The organism is Streptomyces sp. NPDC127117, from assembly GCF_042677325.1.
Classification (GTDB): domain Bacteria; phylum Actinomycetota; class Actinomycetes; order Streptomycetales; family Streptomycetaceae; genus Streptomyces.
The window spans coordinates 1-21057 of the sequence record NZ_JBHXTM010000026.1 but is presented as its reverse complement, the minus strand read 5'-3'; the positions used below and the strand labels follow the sequence as shown (position 1 = coordinate 21057).

Annotated in this window: 22 protein-coding genes and 1 pseudogene; 8 read left to right on the top strand and 15 right to left on the bottom strand. The window is 70.9% G+C overall.

Features of this window, described 5'->3' with window-relative positions:
• Positions 1 to 3 precede the first annotated feature (3 nt).
• Positions 4 to 726 (bottom strand): antibiotic biosynthesis monooxygenase, encoded by a 723-nt coding sequence (locus ACFVH0_RS22825; protein WP_385822756.1) that lies wholly within the window; start codon positions 724 to 726, stop codon positions 4 to 6.
• Between the two features lie 137 nt (positions 727 to 863).
• Between ACFVH0_RS22825 and ACFVH0_RS22820 the strand changes: the two genes are divergently transcribed.
• Both ACFVH0_RS22820 and ACFVH0_RS22815 read left to right on the top strand, forming a co-directional pair.
• Positions 864 to 1997 carry a lipid II:glycine glycyltransferase FemX gene (locus tag ACFVH0_RS22820; protein WP_385822754.1) on the top strand — a complete coding sequence of 378 codons (1134 nt, stop codon included), beginning with the start codon at positions 864 to 866 and terminating at the stop codon, positions 1995 to 1997.
• Positions 1998 to 2065: 68 nt separating this feature from the next.
• Positions 2066 to 2509 (top strand): GNAT family N-acetyltransferase, encoded by a 444-nt coding sequence (locus tag ACFVH0_RS22815; protein ID WP_385822752.1) that lies wholly within the window; start codon positions 2066 to 2068, stop codon positions 2507 to 2509.
• Between the two features lie 10 nt (positions 2510 to 2519).
• On the opposite strand, the gene ACFVH0_RS22810 is transcribed toward ACFVH0_RS22815, so the two are convergent.
• Positions 2520 to 3200, bottom strand: coding sequence for a DUF4232 domain-containing protein (locus tag ACFVH0_RS22810; RefSeq protein ID WP_385822750.1), 681 nt, complete (start codon positions 3198 to 3200; stop codon positions 2520 to 2522).
• Positions 3201 to 3348: 148 nt separating this feature from the next.
• Between ACFVH0_RS22810 and dapA the strand changes: the two are divergent.
• Positions 3349 to 4224: pseudogene (gene dapA / locus ACFVH0_RS22805) on the top strand (4-hydroxy-tetrahydrodipicolinate synthase); the annotation flags it as partial.
• A gap of 81 nt (positions 4225 to 4305) precedes the next feature.
• On the opposite strand, the gene dapD reads toward dapA, so the two are convergent.
• The gene (gene dapD, locus ACFVH0_RS22800; protein WP_385822748.1) at positions 4306 to 5295 is read right to left on the bottom strand and encodes a 2,3,4,5-tetrahydropyridine-2,6-dicarboxylate N-succinyltransferase; all 990 of its coding nucleotides are present in this window, start codon (positions 5293 to 5295) and stop codon (positions 4306 to 4308) included.
• Positions 5296 to 5384: 89 nt separating this feature from the next.
• Positions 5385 to 6632, bottom strand: coding sequence for an MFS transporter (locus ACFVH0_RS22795; RefSeq protein WP_385822746.1), 1248 nt, complete (start codon positions 6630 to 6632; stop codon positions 5385 to 5387).
• A 108-nt stretch (positions 6633 to 6740) separates the two neighbouring features.
• Here ACFVH0_RS22795 and ACFVH0_RS22790 point away from each other — a divergent pair, with 108 nt between their 5' ends.
• The gene (locus tag ACFVH0_RS22790) at positions 6741 to 7628 is read left to right on the top strand and encodes a winged helix-turn-helix transcriptional regulator (RefSeq protein WP_385822743.1); all 888 of its coding nucleotides are present in this window, start codon (positions 6741 to 6743) and stop codon (positions 7626 to 7628) included.
• Between the two features lie 99 nt (positions 7629 to 7727).
• On the opposite strand, the gene ACFVH0_RS22785 is transcribed toward ACFVH0_RS22790, so the two are convergent.
• Complete coding sequence (locus ACFVH0_RS22785; RefSeq protein WP_385822741.1) at positions 7728 to 8264, bottom strand: TetR/AcrR family transcriptional regulator; 537 nt, start codon at positions 8262 to 8264, stop codon at positions 7728 to 7730.
• Positions 8264 to 8584: a multidrug efflux SMR transporter gene (locus ACFVH0_RS22780; RefSeq protein WP_124718537.1), complete on the bottom strand. Its 321-nt coding sequence runs from the start codon at positions 8582 to 8584 to the stop codon at positions 8264 to 8266. Before ACFVH0_RS22780 ends, ACFVH0_RS22785 begins: the two co-directional genes overlap by 1 nt.
• Positions 8585 to 8771: 187 nt before the next feature.
• Here ACFVH0_RS22780 and ACFVH0_RS22775 point away from each other — a divergent pair, with 187 nt between their 5' ends.
• Positions 8772 to 9818, top strand: coding sequence for a hypothetical protein (locus ACFVH0_RS22775; RefSeq protein WP_385822739.1), 1047 nt, complete (start codon positions 8772 to 8774; stop codon positions 9816 to 9818).
• Positions 9819 to 9942: 124 nt separating this feature from the next.
• On the opposite strand, the gene ACFVH0_RS22770 is transcribed toward ACFVH0_RS22775, so the two are convergent.
• The 9 genes from ACFVH0_RS22770 to ACFVH0_RS22730 all read right to left on the bottom strand — a co-directional run bounded on the left by ACFVH0_RS22770 (position 9943) and on the right by ACFVH0_RS22730 (position 18051).
• Positions 9943 to 11337: a DUF3616 domain-containing protein gene (locus ACFVH0_RS22770; RefSeq protein WP_385822737.1), complete on the bottom strand. Its 1395-nt coding sequence runs from the start codon at positions 11335 to 11337 to the stop codon at positions 9943 to 9945.
• Positions 11338 to 11493: 156 nt separating this feature from the next.
• Positions 11494 to 11832, bottom strand: coding sequence for a metal-sulfur cluster assembly factor (locus tag ACFVH0_RS22765; protein ID WP_093539690.1), 339 nt, complete (start codon positions 11830 to 11832; stop codon positions 11494 to 11496).
• Positions 11829 to 12284, bottom strand: coding sequence for a Fe-S cluster assembly sulfur transfer protein SufU (gene sufU, locus ACFVH0_RS22760; RefSeq protein ID WP_072483050.1), 456 nt, complete (start codon positions 12282 to 12284; stop codon positions 11829 to 11831). Before sufU ends, ACFVH0_RS22765 begins: the two co-directional genes overlap by 4 nt.
• 25 nt (positions 12285 to 12309) lie before the next feature.
• Complete coding sequence (locus ACFVH0_RS22755) at positions 12310 to 13566, bottom strand: cysteine desulfurase (protein WP_259929408.1); 1257 nt, start codon at positions 13564 to 13566, stop codon at positions 12310 to 12312.
• Complete coding sequence (gene sufC, locus ACFVH0_RS22750) at positions 13563 to 14327, bottom strand: Fe-S cluster assembly ATPase SufC (RefSeq protein ID WP_124718331.1); 765 nt, start codon at positions 14325 to 14327, stop codon at positions 13563 to 13565. The genes ACFVH0_RS22755 and sufC overlap by 4 nt, the downstream gene beginning before the upstream one ends.
• Before the next feature lie 7 nt (positions 14328 to 14334).
• On the bottom strand, positions 14335 to 14652 hold the full coding sequence (locus ACFVH0_RS22745) for a bifunctional 3-phenylpropionate/cinnamic acid dioxygenase ferredoxin subunit (RefSeq protein WP_148834126.1): 318 nt from the start codon (positions 14650 to 14652) through the stop codon (positions 14335 to 14337).
• Entirely contained in the window at positions 14652 to 15833 is a 1182-nt protein-coding gene (gene sufD, locus ACFVH0_RS22740) for a Fe-S cluster assembly protein SufD (protein ID WP_385822735.1), read from the bottom strand. Before sufD ends, ACFVH0_RS22745 begins: the two co-directional genes overlap by 1 nt.
• Positions 15834 to 15892: 59 nt before the next feature.
• Positions 15893 to 17314: a Fe-S cluster assembly protein SufB gene (gene sufB, locus ACFVH0_RS22735; protein ID WP_385822733.1), complete on the bottom strand. Its 1422-nt coding sequence runs from the start codon at positions 17312 to 17314 to the stop codon at positions 15893 to 15895.
• Positions 17311 to 18051, bottom strand: a complete 741-nt coding sequence (locus ACFVH0_RS22730) for a helix-turn-helix transcriptional regulator (RefSeq protein ID WP_385822731.1) — start codon at positions 18049 to 18051, stop codon at positions 17311 to 17313. Before ACFVH0_RS22730 ends, sufB begins: the two co-directional genes overlap by 4 nt.
• Positions 18052 to 18187: 136 nt before the next feature.
• Here ACFVH0_RS22730 and ACFVH0_RS22725 point away from each other — a divergent pair, with 136 nt between their 5' ends.
• The 3 genes from ACFVH0_RS22725 (at position 18188) to ACFVH0_RS22715 (ending at position 20991) form a co-directional block, all read left to right on the top strand.
• Complete coding sequence (locus ACFVH0_RS22725; protein WP_385822729.1) at positions 18188 to 19114, top strand: ABC transporter ATP-binding protein; 927 nt, start codon at positions 18188 to 18190, stop codon at positions 19112 to 19114.
• Positions 19111 to 19878, top strand: coding sequence for an ABC transporter permease (locus ACFVH0_RS22720; RefSeq protein WP_385822727.1), 768 nt, complete (start codon positions 19111 to 19113; stop codon positions 19876 to 19878). Before ACFVH0_RS22725 ends, ACFVH0_RS22720 begins: the two co-directional genes overlap by 4 nt.
• 99 nt (positions 19879 to 19977) lie before the next feature.
• On the top strand, positions 19978 to 20991 hold the full coding sequence (locus ACFVH0_RS22715) for a heme A synthase (protein ID WP_385822725.1): 1014 nt from the start codon (positions 19978 to 19980) through the stop codon (positions 20989 to 20991).
• Positions 20992 to 21057 lie beyond the last annotated feature (66 nt).

Below are 21057 nucleotides of genomic sequence, written 5' to 3'. Positions count from 1 at the left end.
CCCTCAGCGGTGCTGCGCGCCCGCGCTCGGCCGGATGCTGAGCGCGGGCGTGTACCGGTGCACTCCGCCGCCGGTCACCCCCGGGTAGGACCGCACCCGTTCCCACTGCGGTGTGGCCGACCCGATCCCGGCACCGGGCGCGGCCAGTGCGGCGACATGGGCCCCGGCACTCTCCCATTCGGCGTAGTTGAGCACGCGCGTCCCGTCGGTGCTCACGTGGAAGTGCGCGGAGATCCCGCCGGGAGGAAGCGCCGGGTCGGTGCCCAGCGCCTCGAACACGGTGTCCACCCAGTCCCGTTGCCGCGCCTTGTCCGCACCGTCGAACTCGACGTCGACGATCACGACGCAGCCGGGTTCCCGTCCGTCGCCCTCCGGCTGGAACGCGGAACGGTAGAGCTCCATGGTGTGCAGCCCGAGCCGCCGGATGCCCGGCACGGCGGCGTCGATGTCCGCGTTGCGCTCGTCCCTGCCGTTCCGGAAGAAGTCCTGGTACGCCTGCTCACCACTCCACTGGCTGTAGTGGAACAGGGTCTTCCCGTCCTCACCGGCATGGACGGTGTACGAAAGAAGTCCCGGATGCGGCCAGTCCCGGCTGTCCCACGCTTCTCGCACGGCCTCGACCGTCCGCCGCATGCGCTCCGGGGTGGAGACGTCCCAGGTGCTCGCCTTGACGAGTCCGACATCGTTACGGGCAAGATCGGGTCGGGATTCGAATCGCACGCTCATGACGGGTCCTCCCTGGCGGGCGCACCGGGGCGGCGCGCCATTGCCGACCACCCTGGTACGTCAAGTCCGCTTGAGGTCAACAGCACGCCCCGTCGGCACCGCCGGACCCACCGGCAGCACAACGAACGGAGTACCGCATGGCACCGCACCTCAGGACGATCGGCCGCGAGGAGCATCTGGCGTTCGTCGCGAGCCGTCCGGCCGTGAGCCATATGCAAGTTCCGTCGTGGGGCGATGTGAAGCCCGACTGGCGTGCGGAGAGCATCGGCTGGTTCGACCGGGACGGCGCCGGCCGGGAGCGGATCGTCGGGGCCGGGCTGGTGCTGTACCGGCCGATCCCCCGGGTGAAGCGCTATCTGGCCTATCTGCCGGAGGGCCCGGTCATCGACTGGCACGACGGCGGTCTCCGTGAGTGGCTGGATCCGATGCTGGCGCATCTGAAGGCCCAGGGCGCGTTCTCGGTGCGGATGGGTCCGCCGGTCGTCGCCCGGCGCTGGGACGCCGGGACGGTGAAGGACGCCATCGCCGACCCGGCCGCCGGACGGCTGCGCGACGTGGAGCCGGACTCGCGGGAGCCGGGGGCCGACGAGGTCGTGGAGCGGCTGCACGGGCTGGGCTGGCGGCGCGGCGAGGCGGAGAGCGAGGACGGTTTCAGCGCGGGGCAGCCCCGGTACGTCTTCCAGGTGCCGTTCGCCGGGCTGTCGCTGGAGGAGGTCCGGGGCAATCTGAACCAGCAGTGGCGGCGCAACATCAAGAAGGCGGAGAAGGCGGGCGTCAAGGTGGTCGAGGGTGACTACGAGGACCTCCCGGCCTTCTACGAGCTGTACCGCGAGACGGCCGAGCGCGACCGGTTCATCCCGCGTCCGCTCGGCTACTTCCAGCGGATGTGGTCCGCGCTGCGGGCCGAGGACCCCGGCCGGATGCGGCTGTACCTCGCCCAGCACGAGGGCGAGACGCTCTCCGCCGCGACGATGCTGACCGTCGGGAACCACGTCTGGTACTCCTACGGCGCCTCGACCGGCCGCAGGCGCGAGGTCCAGCCCAGCAACGCCGTCCAGTGGCAGATGATGAGCGACGCGCACGAACGGGGCGCCGCCGTCTACGACCTTCGCGGCATCACCGACACCCTGGACGAGAGCAGTCATCTGGTGGGCCTGCTGCGCTTCAAGGTCGGCACCGGCGGCCGGGCCGCCGAGTACATCGGCGAGTGGGACTACCCGATCAACAAGGTGCTCCACAAGGCCTTCGGCCTCTACATGGCGCGCCGCTGACCGCACCGCCCCCGCCGGGCCGCGGGCCGGGCGCCGGGCGGTCCGGAGCCCGTGCCAGACTCCGGAGCATGAACCTCCGCACCGCCACCCGCGCCGACCTGCCCGCCGTCCTCGCCCTCCTCGCCGACGAGGAGCGGGTCGTCGACCCGTCGTCGGTCGTGGTCGACGAGGCGTACGAGAGGGCTTTCGCGGCCATCGGGAGCGACCCGCGCAACGAGATGCTGGTGCTGGTGGACGGCGACACCGTGCTGGGCTGCGCGCAGGCCACGTACATACCGGGGCTCGGCAGGAACGGCGAGGAGCGGGCGCTGATCGAGGCGGTACGGATCAGGGCCGACCGGCGGGGCGGCGGGCTGGGGCGGGAGCTGATGAGGCAGGCGGTGGAGCGGGCCCGGCTGCGGGGGTGCGGGCTGGTGCAGCTGACCAGCAGCAAGCGGCGTACGGAAGCGCACCGGTTCTACGAGTCGCTGGGCTTCGCCCGCAGCCACGAGGGCTTCAAGCTCGCTCTCTGACCCCGCGCCGCTACGGGGTGGCCCGCCAGGCGGTCATGTTGAGCTCGTCGAGCAGCCGTACGTCGTTGCCCTTGAGCGGGAAGGTGCGCCCCTCCAGGCCGGGCGCGGGCGCGATCTCCAGGGCGTCGCCCTCGATGAGGTCACCGCCGGTCGGGGTGGAGACCCAGGCCAGGAGCGAGCGCACGCTCTCCCCCGGCTTCAGCACGACCTCCTTCGGCCCGGGGTCGCTGCCCATGTAGGAGGAGCCCGGGTTCACCGGGACGGGCAGCGGATCGCCGGCCTCGTCCAGGGCCCGGACGGACGGGTAGCCGGTGACCCGGTAGGGCTTGCTGCCGCAGTTGGTGAGGCTGAGCCCGACGGCCCGGTGGCCGAGCGCCGCCTCCACCTCGCCCATGTCGACGACGACGCCGGAGGACGGGCATCCGGCCGGGACGGTCGGTGTGGGGGCGGGCCCCTGCGCGGCCGGCGGCCGTTCGGGGAGCGGGACGGAGGCGCTGGGGAACGGCGTCGGCAGCTTGTCGGCGTGCACCCGGTACGGATCACTGGGCGTCGGCTCCGGCTCGCCCTCGCCCGCCGGCACGAGGAACCCGGCGCATCCGGAGAGCGTCAGGCCCAGCACCCCGGCCAGCAGTCCGGCCGCCAGTGGCCCCCGTCTCCCGGTCCCCGCCCCCGCCAGTCCTCGTATGCTCACGCACCCACCCCGATCTCGGCCTGCCGCATAGGCGTTCGATCATGCCAGACCCCGTGGGCCGGCCTCCCCGACTGTTCAGTGCTTCTTGCCGCTCACCTCAAGCAGATCTAAGTGGACCTTCACGGTCCGGTCGGCCGACACTTCGGGGATGACCGCACCGGTGACACCCTTCGGCCGCACGCTCTGCGCCATGATCACGCCGTTCACCGACGCCGGTGAGCTGGACCCGGACGCCGCCGGGAAGCATGCCGCCGCCCTGGTCGCCGACGGCTGCGACGGTCTGGTGCTCAGCGGCACCACCGGCGAGTCCCCGACCACCACCGACGCCGAGAAGTCCGGGCTGCTGCGGGCGGTCCGGACGGCGGTCGGTGACGGTGTGCCGATCGTCGCCGGAGTCGGCAGCGCGGACACCCGGCACACGATCGACCTCGCCCGGCAGGCCGAACAGGCGGGCGCGGACGGCCTGTTGGTGGTGACGCCGTACTACAGCCGACCACCGCAGCCCGCCGTCGAGGCGCACTTCAGGCGCGTGGCCGACGCGACCGGCCTCCCGGTGATGCTGTACGACATCCCCGGCCGCACCGGCACCCGCATCGAGCCGGAGACCCTGCTGCGGCTCGCGGAGCACCCGCGCATCGTGGCCGTGAAGGACTGCGCGTACGACCTGCTGGGCTCCACGAAGGTGATCGGCGCGACCTCGCTGGCGTACTACTCGGGCTGCGAGGAGCTGAATCTGCCGTTGTACGCGGTGGGCGCTGCGGGCTATGTCAGCACGGTCGCCAATGTGGCGCCCCGTGCGCTGCGGGCGGTCCTGGACGCGTTCGACGCCGGGGACACCGCGGAGGCCGCCCGGCTCAACCGGCTCCTCGTCCCGCTGGCGGAGCTGATGATGGCGTCCGGGCTGCCCGGCACCGTCACGGCGAAGGCCCTGCTCGGCGCGGGCCCGGTCCGCGAACCGCTGCAGCCCGCCGGACGCGGGGCGACCGACGGGCTGCGGCGGGCGTACGAGGAACTCCTCGCCGCCACCGACCAGGGGCCTCTCGTTCGGATCCTGCCGGGGTCGCGTGCCCCGGTGCCTGATCCGGCCCGATCCGAACGAAAGACCCTAGTTGTGGCTGTGCAGGACGTCGTTGAGGCCGTCCCAGACCGCGTTGTTCGGGCGGGCCTCGACGGCGCCGGAGACCGAGTTGCGGCGGAAGAGGATGTTCGAGGCGCCGGAGAGCTCGCGGGCCTTGACGATCTGGCCGTCGGGCAGTGTGATCCGGGTGCCGGCCGTGACGTAGAGCCCGGCCTCGACGACGCACTCGTCGCCGAGCGCGATCCCGACGCCGGCCTCGGCGCCGATCAGGCAGCGCTCGCCGATCTCGATGCGCTCCTTGCCGCCGCCGGAAAGGGTGCCCATGGTGGAGGCGCCGCCGCCGATGTCGGAGCCGTCGCCGACGACGACGCCCGCGGAGATACGGCCCTCGACCATCGACGTGCCCAGGGTGCCCGCGTTGAAGTTGACGAAGCCCTCGTGCATGACGGTCGTACCGGCGGCGAGGTGCGCGCCGAGCCTGACCCGGTCGGCGTCGGCGATCCGGACGCCCTTCGGCGCGACGTAGTCCGTCATCCGGGGGAACTTGTCGACCGAGGTGACCTGGAGGTGCAGGCCCTCGGCGCGGGCGTTCAGCCGCACCTTCTCCACGTCGTCGACGGCGACCGGGCCGAGCGAGGTCCAGGCGACGTTGGTGAGGAGGCCGAAGAGCCCGTCCAGGTTCTGGCCGTGCGGCCGGACGAGGCGGTGCGAGAGGAGGTGCAGGCGCAGGTACGCGTCGTGCGCGTCCAGCGGCTTGTCGTCGAGCGAGGCGATGACCGTACGTACGGCGACGGTCTCGACACCGCGGCGGGCGTCCACACCGATGGCCTTGGCGGCACCCGCGCCGAGGAGGTTGACGGCCTGGTCGGGGGTGAGCCGTTCGGTTCCGGCCGGGCCCGGCTCGGCGGTGAGCTCGGGGGCGGGGAACCAGGTGTCGAGAACGGAACCGTCGCCGGCGATGGTGGCGAGGCCGGCGGCGACGGCGCCGGTGGTGCGAGCAGGAGTCGTGTCGGTCATGACACGAAACCTAACCGGCGAGGCACCACCGGGGCCAACCGGTCTCGCCGGATGGTCGCGGCCGGCCCCGGGAGCCCGGACCCGCCAGGTCAGCCGGGCTGCGCCTGCCGCCCGGGCACCGGTACGGCGGCCTCGCGCACCGGCCCCGGCGCCGCCCCGGGCCCCCGCAGCCGCCGCGCCGCGAGCACCGCCGCTCCCGCGACGCAGGCCAGCACCGCGCAGACGGGCCAGAGCAGTCCGGGCGCGTGGGCGTAGAGCGCACCGCCGAGCGGCGGCGCCAGCACCTGGCCGCTGATGGAGGCGCCCGCGTACAGGCTCTGGAAGCGGCCCTGCGCACGGTCGGGGGCCTGGTCGGCGACGTAGGCCGTCGCGGTGGTCTTGTAGAGGATCTCGCCCGCGGTCAGTGACGCCATCATCGTGACGGCGAACAGCGCCCCGGCGCCGGGGATCAGCACCGCGTAGCCCAGCCCCACCAGCAGCAGTCCGGTGCCGACGATGCTCAGCGGCGCCCGGCGGCGCAGTACGTGTGCGGCGGGGATTTCCAGCAGCAGGATGAGCCCGCCGTTGACGGCCAGCAGCCAGCCGTAGAACCGGGTGCCGTGGCCGTGCTCGGCGAGGAAGACGGGCAGGGTGGAGTACTGCTGCCGGTAGACGAGGTCGACGCAGAGGATCGCGGCGAGCAGGACCAGCACGGCGGGCCTGGCCCGCAGCTCCCGCCGGAGCCCGGGTGCGCCGGGGTCGCGGCGGGCCGGCCGGGTGTGCGCGGTGCCGTGTGCCGGGAGCACCGCCGCCGCGTACCCGGCGAAGAGCAGGGTTCCCAGGCCGTCGGCGACGAACAGCCAGTCGTACGAGAAGTGCGCGGCGATCAGCCCGCCGAGCGGCGGGCCCACGGCGAACCCGGCGTTGCCCGCGGCCCGCACCAGGGCGAAGCTCTGGCGCCGGCCGCCCTCGGGGACGGAAACCGCGACGAGCGCGGCGTTGGCGGCGCGCACGACGCCCGCCGCGTACTGCGCGAGCGGCAGCACCCCGTACATCGCGGCGACCGGAAGGACCGGGAGGGCCGCGAGCGCCGCCCCGCCGACCAGCGCGCCGGTCAGCAGCATCCGGCGGTGGCCGTAGTGGTCGCCGAACCAGCCGCCGGTGAAGTTCCCCGCGACCAGGCCGATGCCGCCGATGCCCGCGAGGACTCCGGCCTGCGGGACGCCCAGCCCCCGCGGGCCGGTCAGATAGACGAAGAGGTAGATGAAGGTGAAGCTGACGACCGCGTTGAGAAACGAGCCGAAGGCCAGCAGCCGCACCGTGCGCGGCACGTCCCGCACGAACCCAGAAAAGCTCATCCCCAGCACCCTCCCCAGTGAGTTTTCTTTGGGAACGGACTATGGCATCGTGGTTTCCTGCTGGTCAATCCGGTAAGCGGCGGATACTCGGGACGAACGGAGGAGTCCATGCCCCAGCGCACCAGCCTGGCCGACGCCGACTGCGCGATCGCCCAGGCGCTCGACGTCGTGGGCGACTGGTGGACCCTGCTGATCGTGCGGGACACGGCACGCGGGGTGCACCGATTCGACGCGCTCCAGCAGGAGCTGGGCGTGTCCCGCAAGGTGCTGACCGAGCGGCTGCGGCTGCTGGTCGACGCGGGGGTGCTCTCCCGGGAGCCCTACCAGGACCGGCCGCCCCGGTACGAGTACCGGCTCACCACGCGCGGACGCGCACTGCTGCCCGTGCTGATCGCGCTCCAGGACTGGGGCGACACCTGGGTACTGGGGGAAGGGGAGACGATGGCGACGGCCGCGGAGGCCTCGAAGGAGGCGGCCCGGGTGCACGCGCTGGTGGGCACCCGCCTGCCCGAGCTGCGGCTGCTGGATCACGACGGCGCGCCGCGCGACCCGGTCGCCGGCACCCCCTGCACCGTCCTGTACTTCTTCCCCGGCGCCTACGCCCGCCGGGACGCCTACCCGCCGGACTGGGCCGAGATCCCGGGCGCGAGCGGCTGCACGCTCGAATCCTGCACCTACCGGGACCAGTCGGCCGAGTTCACCGCGGCGGGCGCGACCGTGCACGGGGTCTCCACCCAGCGCCCGGACGAGCAGCGGGCCTTCGCGGACGCGGAGCGGCTGCGCTTCCCGCTGCTGTCCGACGCGGAGCTGGAGCTGACGGCGGCGCTGCGCCTGCCCACCTTCCGCGCGGGCGGGACCAGTCGGCTGAAGCGGCTGACACTGGTGGTGGACCGCGACCGGACGGTCCGCGAGGCGTTGTATCCGATCACCGACATCGAGGCGAGCGTCCGGGCCGCTCTTGCGGCGGTACGGAGTGGGGGCCCGTCCGGCGATTGAGGGGCGCGCGGGGCAGAGCCCTCACCCGACGTCCGCGGGCGGAGCCGTCACCCGACGTCCGCGGGCGGAGCCCTCACCCGGTGCCCACGGACAGAGCCGTCACCCGGCGATCCGCCGCAGCATCTCCCGCGCGTCCGCCTCGTCGTACTCGCCGCCGGTGAGCAGCACCTGGAGACAGATCCCGTCCATCATCGCGATCAGCGCCCGCGCGGTGGCCGGATCGGTGCGCCGGGACAGCAGTTCGGCGGTGCTGTCGGTCCACTCGGCGGCGACGGGCCGCAACGCGGGCCTGCGGAGCGCGGCGAGATACAGCTCGTACTCCAGCTCGGCCCGTCCGCGCCCGCCGGCGAAGTGCTCCCCCAGCAGCCGGGCCAGCTCCCCGGCGAGATCGGCCGCCGGGTCGGCCAGCGCCCCGCTCTCGCGCATGACCCCGGCGAAGTTCTCGTTGGACCGGCGCAGCGCCGCGATCAGCAGCTCGTCCAGCGAGGCGAAGTGATACGTCGTCGAGCCGAGCGGCACATCGGCCTCGGCCGCGACGGAGCGGTGGCTCAGCCCCGCGATGCCCTTGGTGCCGACCACCCTGATCGCGGCGTCGATGATGCGGTCGCGCCGCTCGGGGTCGTAGCGGCGCTTCATCAGTGGGCCCCGCCCAGATTCAGCACCACCACTCCGGCGATGACCAGCGCTATGCCCGCCAGCTTGACCGGGCTGCCGGACTCGCCCATGAAGAGGATGCCGATGGCGGCGACCGCGGCCGTGCCGATCCCGGCCCAGATCGCGTAGGCGGTGCCCACCGACAGCGTCTTCAGCGTCTGGGCGAGCAGCCCGAAGGCCACGAGGTATCCCGCGACGGTGATCAGCGAGGGCCAGAGCCGGGTGAAGCCCTCGCTGTACTTCATGGCCGTCGTGCCGGCCACCTCCGCCGCGATCGCCGCGGCCAGCAGTCCGTATCCCATGTGTACGAGTGTACGCATCGCCGCCCGTGCGACGGTACGGGCGGCGCCCGCCGACCGGGGCGCTACGGTGTCCCGACCAGCACACCGGACAACGACACATGACGGAGCAGCAGTGGCGCAGGACGCAGGGTGGGGCGGCGGAGCACCGTACGGAGGGCCCCCGGGACCGCCGGGCTGGGGCGGCTGGATGCCACCGCCGAAGCCCGGGGTGATACCGCTGGCGCCCCTGAAGCTCGGGGACATGTTCGGCGGCGCCTTCAGCACGCTGGGGCGCTACTGGAAGCAGCTGTTCGGCATCGGCGCCGCCGTGTACGGCGGGGCGGTGGTGATCATGGCCGCCACGGCCCTGATCGGGTACTCCGCGGTCAGCGGCCATCTGCACCGGGTCATCTCGCTCAGCGCCGAGGAGGACCCGGCGCCCTCCGACATGGTGCCGATGGTGGTCGCCTTCGGTGTCGTCTGGCTGGTCGCCATGATCACCTTCGCGGTCGCCACGGCGATGATGTACGCCACCGTCCCCACGATCCTGCAGGAAGCGGTGCTGGGCAGGCCGACCACCTTCTCGTTCGTCTGGCGCCGGGCCTGGGCCCGCGTGCCGGCGGTGTTCGGAACGGTGGTCCTGACCTACCTGATCGCGGTGATCCCGATGGTGCTCATGCTGGTCGGCTTCTTCGCACTGATCATCGGCGCCATCACTCTGTCGCACGGCGACGGGATCGTACTGTGGACCGCGCTCGGCTTCCTGGGCGCCCTGGCCACCGCCCCCCTCGCGATCTGGCTCTGGGTGAAGTTCTCTCTGGCCCCCTCGGCCGTGGTGTTCGAGGGGCAGTCCCCGGTGGCCGCCCTGCGCCGCTCCTCGCAGCTGGTGCGCGGCGACTGGTGGCGGATCCTCGGGATCTCCCTGCTGGCCTTCGCGCTGGCCGCCGCGGCGAGCTACATGATCCAGGTCCCGTTCTCGTTCCTCAGCATGTTCTCCGGCGTCATCGGCGGAGCGACCCTGGACGAGGACCCGAACCCGGCCGCGATCGCCTTCGCCATGAGCGGCTACCTGGTGGTCATGGCGCTCGGGCAGCTGGTCGGCCAGTTCATCTCGGCGACCTTCCCGCAGCTGGTGACCGGACTGCTCTACGTCGACCGCCGCATGCGCGTGGAGAACCTGGGCCCGGTCCTCGCCGAGGCGGCGGCCGTACCCCCGCGGAACGACCCCCGGTACGGCCCGCAGTACGGCCTCTGACGGCCGGCTCCGGCCGACGGGCCGACGGTGCGCTCGACCTCGACGGGCATGTCCGCCGGTCTTCCCGGCGGACATGCCCGTTCGCGTCGTCCGGCCCCGTCGGATCTCGGGTCCGTCCGGCCGGTCAGCCCCCGACGGTGAACCAGACGGCCCGGGACTTCTTCCATTCGGCGTTGTCGAGGTCCTTCGCCTCCGTGCCGTCCCCGTACAGATCGGCCGATCCGGAATCCGTGATCAGCTGGGCCCGGGCACCCGGCACCGTCAGGTCAGGAACGTCCACGACGGCCTCCCAGCCGCCCGGGTCGGCGGTCGGCAGATCGGCCCGCTTGACCGGCGCGTGCGAGGCGACCCCGTCCCAGGCGTAGAGGGCGTACGGGTCGGAGTTGTCGTCGGCCGCCCAGGAACCGGCCACGATCAGGTACTGGTCGGCGGCGTTCTTGCGGATGTCCCGGATGCTGAGCCCGCCGAGGTCCAGCTCGATCGGCGCGCCCATGACCGCCTTCGCCCCGCTGCCGGCCACCCGGTCGAAGTTGGTGACGGGCACGATCAGCGCCTTGCCGCCGGACTTCGGCGGGACGAGCGGGGCCCGGAATCCGAGGTACGCGGTGGTCGTCGAGCCGGGCGCGAACTCCAGGCCCTCGATGTTGAACCCGTCGATCTGCTTGGGCACTTCACCGTCGTCCGTACCCGCGGCGAAGCCCAGCCTGTCGCCGTTCGCCTCGTCCCACGCGACGAGATCGTCACGGAGCTTGCGGTACTTGCCGCCCACCGTCAGCTGGGTGGCGGCGCCCGAGCCGGTCACCGTCGTGGTGAAGACGGTGTTGCGGTCGGACTTGTACTCACCGTCCTTGTTGTTGCCGAGCGAACCGGTCCAGTAGATGGTGTTGCCGACCCGGGCCGCGCCCTCGATGTCGACCTCCTTGTCCGCGCCGAGCTTCGAGCCGACGTCCCAGCTCTTCACGGGCGCACCGGACGCGGAACGGTCGTACAGGCGCAGCGTGTTGGACTCGTCGTCGGCCACGACCACATAGCCGCCACCGACATCGACGGCGGCCGAGGCGTCCGAGGAGCCGGTGAGGTAGCGGGTGTCGGCGGCGTTCTGCACGGCGGCTGAGGCGGCGTAGTGCAGCTTCTTGGTAGCGGTCTTGCCGCCGAGCCCGGTGACCTTGATCGTGAGGTCGGTGTAGCCGCGTCCGTGCGCGGCCACGGAGAGCTGCCGGGTGGCGCCCGTGCCGGTGACGGTCACGTCCCCGGTCCCGGCTACGGACGACTTGGAGCTGGCGGACGCCGCCACGCCGAGCGCGCTCGCATCGGCCCCGCTCTGCGCGACGGTGACGGTCACCACCGGGTCACCGGTCGCGCCGACGGCACCGGAGAGGTACGAGGCCGAGAAGGCGATCGTCGGCGTTCCGTAACTCGCGGCGTGCGCGGGGGTGTTGATCCCCAGGGCGGCCAGCAGGAGAACACCGCCCGCGGCGGCGGCCGTCCTTCGGCCGGGGAGCGAAGACTGATGCAGCACGGCATGCCTCTCGTCGGCGTGGGTGTCGCGGGTAGGTTCCGCTACCCGTGCCAACGAGGGACACACATCATGAGTACGGCAGACGAAACAACGACGACGAACGGCCCCCGGCGCGGAGCCGGGGGCCGTTCGTCGTCAGCAGTGGGCTCGGACGTCTCAGACGTTGAAGCCCAGGGCGCGAAGCTGCTCGCGCCCGTCGTCCGTGATCTTGTCCGGGCCCCACGGCGGCATCCAGACCCAGTTGATCCTCAGCTCGTTGACGATGCCGTCGGTCGCGGACTTCGCCTGGTCCTCGATGACGTCGGTCAGCGGGCAGGCCGCGGACGTCAGCGTCATGTCGAGGGTGGCGATGTTGGCGTCGTCGATGTGGATGCCGTAGATCAGGCCCAGGTTCACCACGTCGATGCCCAGCTCGGGGTCGACCACGTCGTACAGCGCCTCGCGGACCTCCTCCTCGGAGGCCGGCTTGGTGGTCAGGGTCTCGTTGTCGCTCATGCCGTCTTCCCTTCGGACAGCGCTTTCGCCGTCGCGTCCTTCCACGCCATCCAGCTCAGCAGCGCGCACTTCACCCGGGCCGGGTACTTCGAGACGCCGGCGAACGCGACCGCGTCCTCCAGCACCTCCTCCATCGCGTCGTCCGGCTCCAGCTGGCCCTTCGACTGCATCAGCTCCAGGAAGGTCTCCTGGATCTTCTGCGCCTGGCCCAGTTCCTTGCCGACCAGGAGGTCGTTCAGCACGGAGGCGCTGGCCTGGCTGATGGAGCAGCCCTGACCCTCGTACGACACATCGGCGATGGTCTCGCCGTCGTACTTCACCCGGAGAGTGATCTCGTCGCCGCACGTCGGGTTGACGTGATGCACCTCTGCGTCGCCGTCCCGCAGGCCACGCCCGTGGGGGTGCTTGTAGTGGTCCAGGATCACTTCCTGGTACATGGAATCAAGCTTCACCAGTCAACCCTCAGCCGCTCGCCCATTATCCGAAAAAGTTCCGTACGTGCTCCAGACCGTCCACCAGGGCATCGACCTCGGCGGGCGTGGAGTACAGATAGAACGACGCTCGCGTGGTCGCAGGAATTCCGTACCGCAGGCAGACCGGCCGTGCGCAGTGGTGTCCGACCCGGACCGCGATGCCCTGCTCGTCGAGCACCTGGCCCACGTCGTGCGGGTGGATGTCGCCGAGCGTGAAGGAGATCGTGGCGCCGCGGTCCTCGGCCGTGGCCGGACCGATGATCCGGAGGTCCGGGACCTCCAGGAGCCGCTTCACCGCGTACTCGGTGATCGCGTGCTCGTGGCGGTAGATCTTCTCCATGCCGATCGCCGAGAGGTAGTCCACGGCCGCGCCGAGGCCGACGGCCTGGGCGATCGGGGGCGTACCGGCCTCGAACTTGTGCGGCGCGGGGGCGTACGTCGAGGAGTGCATCGACACGGTCTCGATCATCTCGCCGCCGCCGAGGAACGGCGGCAGGTCCTCCAGGAGCTCCTGCCGTCCCCAGAGCACGCCGATGCCGGTCGGGCCGACCATCTTGTGACCGGTGAAGGCCACGAAGTCGGCCTGCAGCGCCTGCACGTCGAGCACCATGTGCGGGGCGGCCTGCGAGGCGTCGATGCAGACCAGCGCGCCGACCTGCTGGGCCCGGCGGATGATCTTCTCGACCGGGTTGATCGTGCCCATGATGTTGGAGACCAGGGTGAAGGAGACGATCTTCGTCTTCTCCGTGATGATCTCGTCGATGTTGGACAGGTCGAGGCGGCCGTCGTCGGTGATGCCGAACCACTTCAGCTTCGCGCCCGTGCGCTGCGAGAGCAGCTGCCACGGCACGATGTTGGAGTGGTGCTCCATCTCCGTGGTGACGATCTCGGTGTCGTGGTCCACCCGGTAGGGCTCGTCGGCCCAGCCGAGCATGTTGGCCACGAGGTTGAGCGACTCGGAGGCGTTCTTGGTGAAGATCACCTCGTCGCGGCTGGGTGCGTTGATGAACGCGGCGACCTTGTCACGGGCGCCTTCGTACAGCGCCGTGGCCTCCTCCGCGATCGTGTACACACCGCGGTGCACATTGGCGTTGTGCCGCTCGTAGTACTCGTTGAGGGCGTCGAGCACCTGGCGCGGCTTCTGCGAGGTCGCAGCGCTGTCCAGGTAAACGATCTTCTTCCCGTCGTGGACCGTACGATCCAGCAGGGGGAAGTCCTTGCGGATCGCCTCGGTGTCGAGGAGGCCCGGCAGCTGTGTCACGCGGAAGCGCCACCCTTCACATATGCCTCGTAGCCCTCGTTCTCCAGCTTGTCGGCGAGCTCGGCGCCGCCGGACTCGGCAATGCGGCCGTTGGCGAAGACGTGCACGAAGTCGGGCTTGATGTAGCGGAGGATCCGCGTGTAGTGCGTGATCAGCAGGGTGCCGACCTCGCCGGTCTCACGGACCCGGTTGACGCCCTCGGAGACGATGCGCAGGGCGTCGACGTCCAGGCCGGAGTCGGTCTCGTCGAGGATCGCGACCTTCGGCTTGAGGAGCTCCAGCTGGAGGATCTCGTGGCGCTTCTTCTCACCGCCGGAGAAGCCCTCGTTGACGTTGCGCTCGGCGAACGCCGGGTCCATCTGGAGGCCGGCCATCGTCTCCTTGACCTCCTTCACCCAGGTGCGCAGCTTGGGCGCCTCGCCGCGGACGGCGGTGGCGGAGGTGCGGAGGAAGTTGGAGACCGAGACACCGGGGATCTCGACCGGGTACTGCATCGCGAGGAACAGACCGGCGCGGGCGCGCTCGTCGACGGTCATCTCCAGGACGTCCTCGCCGTCCAGGGTCACCGAACCGCTGGTGATCGTGTACTTGGGGTGACCCGCGAGGGAGTACGCGAGGGTGGACTTGCCGGACCCGTTGGGGCCCATGATGGCGTGGGTCTCGCCCTGCTTCACAGTCAGGTCGACGCCCTTGAGGATCTCCTTCGTGGCGTTGTCGGCCTCGACGGAGACGTGCAGGTCGCGGATTTCAAGCGTTGCCATGGGTGACTCAGGACTCCTGGGTGACGGAGACGAGCACATCGTCCCCTTCGATCTTGACGGGGTATACGGGGACGGGGCGCGTCGCGGGAAGGCCGGACGGCTTGCCGGTACGCAGGTCGAAGCTGGAGCCGTGCAGCCAGCACTCGATCGAGCAGTCCTCGACCTCTCCCTCGGACAGTGAGACGTTCGCGTGCGAGCAGATGTCGTTGATCGCGAACACCTCGCCCTCGGTACGGACGACGGACACCGGGACGCCGTCGAGCTCCACCCGCTTCGGGGTGTCGTCCTCCAGCTCACTCAGCGCACAGGCTTTGACGAAGGCCATCAGACGGAAGCCTTCAGCTCGGCCTCGATCTTTTCGAGCAGCCGCGCCTCGACGTCCGGCAGGCCGATCTGCTGGACGAGCTCGGCGAAGAAGCCGCGCACGACGAGCCGACGGGCCTCCTCGGCGTCGATGCCCCGGGACATCAGGTAGAAGAGCTGCTCGTCGTCGAAGCGGCCGGTCGCCGAGGCGTGGCCGGCACCGACGATCTCGCCGGTCTCGATCTCCAGGTTCGGCACGGAGTCGACCCGCGCGCCGTCCGTGAGGACGAGGTTGCGGTTCATCTCGTAGGTGTCGGTGCCCTCGGCCGCGGCCTGGATGAGGACGTCACCGATCCACACGGCGTGTGCGCCTTCGCCCTGGAGCGCGCCCTTGTAGGCGGCGTTGGACTTGCAGTGCGGGGTGTTGTGGTCGACCAGGAGGCGGTGCTCCTGGTGCTGGCCCTTGTCGGTGAAGTACAGACCGAAGAGCTCGGCCTCGCCGCCGGTGCCCGCGTAGTTGACGCGCGGGTGGAGGCGGACGAGGTCGCCGCCGAAGGTGACGACGATCGACTTGAACGAGGCGTCCCGGCCGACCAGCGCGTTGTGCTGGCCGACGTGGACCGCGGTCTCGTCCCAGTCCTGCACGGAGACGACGGTGAGCTTCGCGCCGTCACCGAGGATGTAGTCCACGTTGGCGGCGAGCACCGCGTCACCGGTGTGGTCGATGACGACCACGGCCTCGGCGAAGGCTCCGAGCTCGACGACCTGGTGGCCGTAGGCCACGCCGCCCTCGCCGTGCACCGCGATGCGGATCGGCTCGGTGAGCACGGCCTCCTTGGCGACCGTGACGACGGACGCCTGCTCGAAGGAGGAGTACGCCTGGGCGGCGACGCGGTCCACCGGGGTGCCGGCCCTGCCGAGCCGGGAGTCGTCACGGCCGACGGTCTCGACGGTGACGCCCTCGGGGGCCTCGATCGCGACCTTCACACCGCCGCCGGTGGCGACGGCCGTGCCGTTGTGCAGCCCGCGCAGCCGCTCCAGCGGCGTGAACCGCCACTCCTCCTCACGGCCGTGCGGGACCGGGAAGTCCGCGACGTCGAAGGACGGGGGCGCGCTCATGCGCGTGGCGACGGTCGACTCGGCGGCCACCGCGATGGATCCGGTGGTGGTGGAGCCCGCCGGGATGTTCTGAGCCTCAGCCATGGCTGTCGTAGTGCTCGCTTTCTCTGTCAGTGGTCGGGGAATCCGGTCGTCAGGCTGCGCTAGCCGACCGAACCCTCCATCTGCAGCTCGATCAGCCGGTTGAGCTCAAGCGCGTACTCCATCGGCAGTTCCTTCGCGATCGGCTCGACGAAGCCGCGCACGATCATGGCCATCGCCTCGAACTCCGTCAGACCGCGGCTCATCAGGTAGAAGAGCTGGTCCTCGGAGACCTTGGAGACGGTCGCCTCATGCCCCATCGACACGTCGTCCTCGCGGACGTCGACGTACGGGTAGGTGTCGGAGCGCGAGATCGTGTCGACCAGCAGCGCGTCGCAGAGCACGTTGGACTTCGCGCCCGGCGCACCCTCGCCGATCTCGATCAGACCGCGGTAGGAGGTACGGCCGCCGCCTCGCGCCACCGACTTGGAGACGATGTTGGAGGAGGTGTTCGGCGCCATGTGGACCATCTTGGCGCCGGCGTCCTGGTGCTGGCCCTCGCCCGCGAAGGCGATGGACAGGGTCTCGCCCTTGGCGTGCTCGCCCATCAGGTAGACGGCCGGGTACTTCATGGTGACCTTGGAGCCGATGTTGCCGTCGACCCACTCCATGGTCGCGCCCTCGTAGGCCACGGCGCGCTTGGTGACCAGGTTGTAGACGTTGTTCGACCAGTTCTGGATCGTCGTGTAGCGGCAGCGGCCGCCCTTCTTCACGATGATCTCGACGACCGCAGAGTGCAGCGAGTCGGAGGAGTAGATCGGGGCGGTGCAGCCCTCGACGTAGTGGACGTAGGCGTCCTCGTCGACGATGATCAGCGTCCGCTCGAACTGGCCCATGTTCTCCGTGTTGATACGGAAGTAGGCCTGGAGCGGGATGTCGACGTGGACACCCTTGGGCACGTAGATGAACGAGCCGCCCGACCACACGGCCGAGTTCAGCGAGGCGAACTTGTTGTCGCCGACCGGGATGACGGTGCCGAAGTACTCCTTGAAGAGCTCCGGGTGCTCCTTCAGCGCGGTGTCGGTGTCGAGGAAGATGACGCCCTGCTCCTCCAGGTCCTCACGGATCTGGTGGTAGACGACCTCGGACTCGTACTGCGCGGCGACACCGGCGACCAGGCGCTGCTTCTCCGCCTCCGGGATGCCGAGCTTGTCGTAGGTGTTCTTGATGTCCTCGGGCAGGTCCTCCCAGGACTCTGCCTGCTTCTCGGTGGACCGCACGAAGTACTTGATGTTGTCGAAGTCGATGCCCGACAGGTCGGAGCCCCAGTTCGGCATGGGCTTCTTGTCGAAGAGCCGCAGGCCCTTGAGGCGCAGCTTCAGCATCCACTCGGGCTCGTTCTTCTTCGCCGAGATGTCGCGGACGACCTCCTCGGAGAGCCCGCGCTTGGCGGCGGAACCCGCCGCGTCGGAGTCGGCCCAGCCGAATTCGTACGTGCCCAGACCCTCGAGCTCAGGGTGGGCAGTCTCCGTGGGGAGCGTCATGCGGGGTTCCTCCCGGCCGTGCTTGCAGATGCTGAATTGGTGGTCTGTGGTGCTGAGTGGCCGCTGCGCGGAATGTACGTCGTGCACACACCGTCGCCGTGGGCGATGGTGGCCAGACGCTGCACATGCGTCCCGAGGAGGCTGGAGAAGAACTCCGTCTCCGCCTCGCACAGCTGCGGGTACTGCTCGGCGACATGGGCGACCGGGCAGTGGTGCTGGCACAGCTGCTCGCCCTGCTGCGGACCGGGCGCGCTACGCGCCGTAGCAGCGTACCCGTCGGCGGACAAGGCCTTGGCCAGCGCCTCGGTGCGCGCCTCGGGGTCCGCGGCCTCGACCGCCGTGCGGTACGCCTCGGACTGGGCCTCGATCCTGGCGCGGGCGAAAGCGGCGACCGCTTCCTCGCCCGCGGTCTCGGCGATCCAGCCCAGGGCGTCCGCCGCGAGCTTGTCGTAGGACTGGTCGAAGGCGTCCCGGCCGCAGTCGGTGAGGGCGAACACCTTGGCCGGGCGGCCACGGGTCCGGGCCCCGTAGACCCGCTGTTCACGGGCCTCCACGACGCGGTCGGAGACGAGGGCGTCGAGATGGCGGCGGACCGCGGCCTGGGTGAGGCCGAGGCGCTTCGCCAGATCGGCGACGGTGGACGGGCCGTGGTCCAGGATGGAGCGCGCGACCCGGTTGCGCGTCGAGCGCTCTCCGGTCGCGAGTTCCTCCTGCGGAGCCTCGCCAACGTATTTCACAACGCCATTGTTGCGTAATTCATCCGGCCCTGACAACCACGGCTCGAAACGATCTATGGTGCCATTCATCACTTAGGGTTACCTAATTCGGCCCCGGGACAAGGGCTCTGTCCGCTCCTGCCTAGACTTACCGGCCATGAAGAGCGAGTCCGTCGTACAGGTCCGCGGCCTGGTGAAGCGGTACGGCCCCAAGACCGCTGTGGACGGCCTCGACCTGTGTGTACGCACCGGCGCCGTCACCGCCGTCCTCGGCCCCAACGGCGCCGGCAAGACCACCACCGTCGAGACCTGCGAGGGCTACCGCCGCCCCGACGCCGGGACCGTGCGGGTCCTCGGCCTCGACCCGGTCGCCGACGCCGCCGAGCTCCGCCCCCGGATCGGCGTGATGCTCCAGTCGGGCGGTGTCTACTCCGGGGCGCGCGCCGACGAGATGCTCCGCCACATGGCGAAGCTGCACGCCCACCCGCTGGACGTGGACGCCCTGATCGAGCGCCTCGGCCTCGGCAGCTGCGGCCGTACGTCCTACCGGCGGCTCTCCGGCGGCCAGCAGCAGCGGCTCGCCCTGGCGATGGCCGTCGTGGGCCGTCCCGAACTGGTCTTCCTGGACGAGCCGACCGCCGGCCTGGACCCGCAGGCCCGCCGCTCCACCTGGGAACTGGTGCGCGAGCTGCGCACCGACGGGGTGTCGGTCGTCCTCACCACGCACTTCATGGACGAGGCCGAGGAGCTCGCCGACGACGTCGCCGTCATCGACGCGGGCAAGGTCATCGCCCAGGGCAGCCCCGAGACGCTCTGCCGCGGCGGCGCCGAGAACACCCTGCGCTTCACCGGCCGGCCCGGTCTCGACATCGGGTCGCTGCTGAAGGCGCTGCCGGACGGCTCCGAGGCGGCCGAGATCGTCCCCGGCGCGTACCGCATCTCCGGAGACGTCAACCCGGAGCTGCTGGCCACCGTCACCTCCTGGTGCGCCCAGCACGGAGTGATGCCGTCCGGCATCTCCGTGGAGCGGCACACCCTGGAGGACGTCTTCCTGGAACTGACCGGCAAGGAGCTGCGCGCATGAGTGCCGGTACGTACACCCCCCGGGCGGGCGCCGCCCCGCTGGGCCGCATGATCGCCGCGCAGACCGCTCTGGAGACGCGGATGCTGCTGCGCAACGGCGAGCAGCTGCTGCTGACCGTGATCATCCCGACACTGCTGCTGGTGCTGTTCAGCGCGGTCGACATCGTGGACACCGGTGCGGGCGACTCCGTCGACTTCCTGGCGCCCGGCATCCTCGCGCTCGCCGTGATGTCCACGGCCTTCACGGGCCAGGCCATCGCCACCGGTTTCGAGCGGCGGTACGGGGTGCTCAAGCGGCTCGCGGCCTCGCCGCTGCCACGCTGGGCGCTGATGACCGCCAAGACCCTCGCGGTGCTGGTCACCGAGGTGCTCCAGGTGGCGCTGCTCACGGTGATCGCGTTCGCGCTCGGCTGGTCACCGCACGGCAGCCCGCCGGCCGTGCTGCTGCTGTTGGTGCTCGGCACGGCGGCCTTCTCCGGGCTCGGGCTGCTGATGGCCGGGACGCTCAAGGCGGAGGCGACGCTCGCCGCGGCCAATCTGGTCTTTCTGCTGCTGCTGGTCGGCGGCGGGGTCATCGTGCCGCTGGACAAGTTCCCGGACATGGTGCAGTCGGCGCTCGGGCTGCTGCCGATCGCGGCGCTGTCGGACGGTCTGCGGGACGTGCTCCAGCACGGTGCGGCGATGCCGTGGGGCGACCTCGGCATCCTGGCGGTGTGGGCGGTGCTCGGGCTGGGCGCGGCGGCGAGGTTCTTCCGCTGGGAGTGAGCCCGGCGGTCGCCCGCACGTGAGCGCGCGGACGCGCTCCGTCGACGTTTCGGGGTAACTCGTCCCCCTCGTGAAAGCTTGCACAAGCCGCCGCCTACGATGGTGCGCGTGCCCAAGCTGACCCGAGCCGAAGTCGCTCAAGCCGCGCGGAACCCGCTCCTGTACATCGCCGAGCGATGGACCCCCTCCCCCCGTACGGTCCGCCGTGCGGCCATGTCCGCCGTCGTCATGGCCGTGCTGATCGTCGTGACCGGTGGCGCGGTACGGCTGACCGGCTCCGGCCTCGGCTGCCCGACCTGGCCCAAGTGCACCGACGAGAGCCTCACGGCGACGAGCGAGATGGGCTTCCACGGCGTCATCGAGTTCGGCAACCGGATGCTGACGTACGTCCTGTGCGCGGCCGTCGGGTGGGCGATCATCGCCGCCCGGTCCGCCAAGCCCTGGCGGCGCAGCCTGACGAAGCTCGGCTGGGTGCAGTTCTGGGTGGTCATGGGCAACGCCGTGCTCGGCGGCATCGTGGTGCTGGTCGGCCTCAACCCGTACACCGTCGCGGCGCACTTCCTGCTCTCCACGGCGCTGCTCACCGTCGCGATGGTGACCTGGCAGCGGACCCGCGAGGGCGACGAGGCGCCCCGGCCGCTGGTCGGCAGGGCGGTCTCCCAGCTGACCTGGCTGCTCACGGTCGCCGCGGGGCTGCTGGTAGCGGTCGGCACGGTGGTCACGGGCGCCGGGCGGCACGCGGGCGACTCCAGCGATGTGCACCGCATCCCGATCGACTGGAAGATGATCGCGCAGCTGCACGCCGATCTGGCCTGGGTCGTGGTGGCGCTGACCGTCGCGCTCTGGTTCGTCCTGAAGGCCGTCGACGCACCGGTCGGCCCGCTGCACCGCGCCCGTGACCTCTTCCTGGTGCTGATGGCGCAGGGCGTGATCGGGTACGTGCAGTATTTCACCGACACCCCGGAGATCCTGGTCGGCCTGCACATGCTGGGCTCGTGCCTGGTGTGGATCGCGGTCGTGCGGGTGGTTCTGTCGCTGCGTGAGCGCCCCGTGGCCGTGGCCCCGGTGCCCGGCCCCGCCGCCGAGCGGCCGGAGCCCGCGGCGGCCGGCTGACCGCGGCGGCCACCTCTCCGTACGACGACGATCGCCGGACGGGTTCCTTCCCGGAACCGTCCGGCG

Excerpts from the sequence above, each read along its gene's own strand:
- ACFVH0_RS22765 (WP_093539690.1), bottom strand. The coding sequence starts at position 11,832 with ATGAGCGACAACGAGACCCTGACCACCAAGCCGGCCTCCGAGGAGGAG.
- ACFVH0_RS22790 (WP_385822743.1), top strand. The coding sequence starts at position 6,741 with ATGCCCCAGCGCACCAGCCTGGCCGACGCCGACTGCGCGATCGCCCAG.
- dapD (WP_385822748.1), bottom strand. The coding sequence starts at position 5,295 with ATGACCGACACGACTCCTGCTCGCACCACCGGCGCCGTCGCCGCCGGC.
- ACFVH0_RS22795 (WP_385822746.1), bottom strand. The coding sequence starts at position 6,632 with ATGAGCTTTTCTGGGTTCGTGCGGGACGTGCCGCGCACGGTGCGGCTG.
- sufD (WP_385822735.1), bottom strand. The coding sequence starts at position 15,833 with ATGGCTGAGGCTCAGAACATCCCGGCGGGCTCCACCACCACCGGATCC.
- ACFVH0_RS22775 (WP_385822739.1), top strand. The coding sequence starts at position 8,772 with ATGCCACCGCCGAAGCCCGGGGTGATACCGCTGGCGCCCCTGAAGCTC.
- ACFVH0_RS22820 (WP_385822754.1), top strand. The coding sequence starts at position 864 with ATGGCACCGCACCTCAGGACGATCGGCCGCGAGGAGCATCTGGCGTTC.
- ACFVH0_RS22725 (WP_385822729.1), top strand. The coding sequence starts at position 18,188 with ATGAAGAGCGAGTCCGTCGTACAGGTCCGCGGCCTGGTGAAGCGGTAC.
- sufB (WP_385822733.1), bottom strand. The coding sequence starts at position 17,314 with ATGACGCTCCCCACGGAGACTGCCCACCCTGAGCTCGAGGGTCTGGGC.
- ACFVH0_RS22815 (WP_385822752.1), top strand. The coding sequence starts at position 2,066 with ATGAACCTCCGCACCGCCACCCGCGCCGACCTGCCCGCCGTCCTCGCC.
- ACFVH0_RS22785 (WP_385822741.1), bottom strand. The coding sequence starts at position 8,264 with ATGAAGCGCCGCTACGACCCCGAGCGGCGCGACCGCATCATCGACGCC.
- ACFVH0_RS22720 (WP_385822727.1), top strand. The coding sequence starts at position 19,111 with ATGAGTGCCGGTACGTACACCCCCCGGGCGGGCGCCGCCCCGCTGGGC.
- sufC (WP_124718331.1), bottom strand. The coding sequence starts at position 14,327 with ATGGCAACGCTTGAAATCCGCGACCTGCACGTCTCCGTCGAGGCCGAC.
- ACFVH0_RS22715 (WP_385822725.1), top strand. The coding sequence starts at position 19,978 with ATGGTGCGCGTGCCCAAGCTGACCCGAGCCGAAGTCGCTCAAGCCGCG.
- ACFVH0_RS22780 (WP_124718537.1), bottom strand. The coding sequence starts at position 8,584 with ATGGGATACGGACTGCTGGCCGCGGCGATCGCGGCGGAGGTGGCCGGC.
- ACFVH0_RS22825 (WP_385822756.1), bottom strand. The coding sequence starts at position 726 with ATGAGCGTGCGATTCGAATCCCGACCCGATCTTGCCCGTAACGATGTC.
- ACFVH0_RS22745 (WP_148834126.1), bottom strand. The coding sequence starts at position 14,652 with ATGGCCTTCGTCAAAGCCTGTGCGCTGAGTGAGCTGGAGGACGACACC.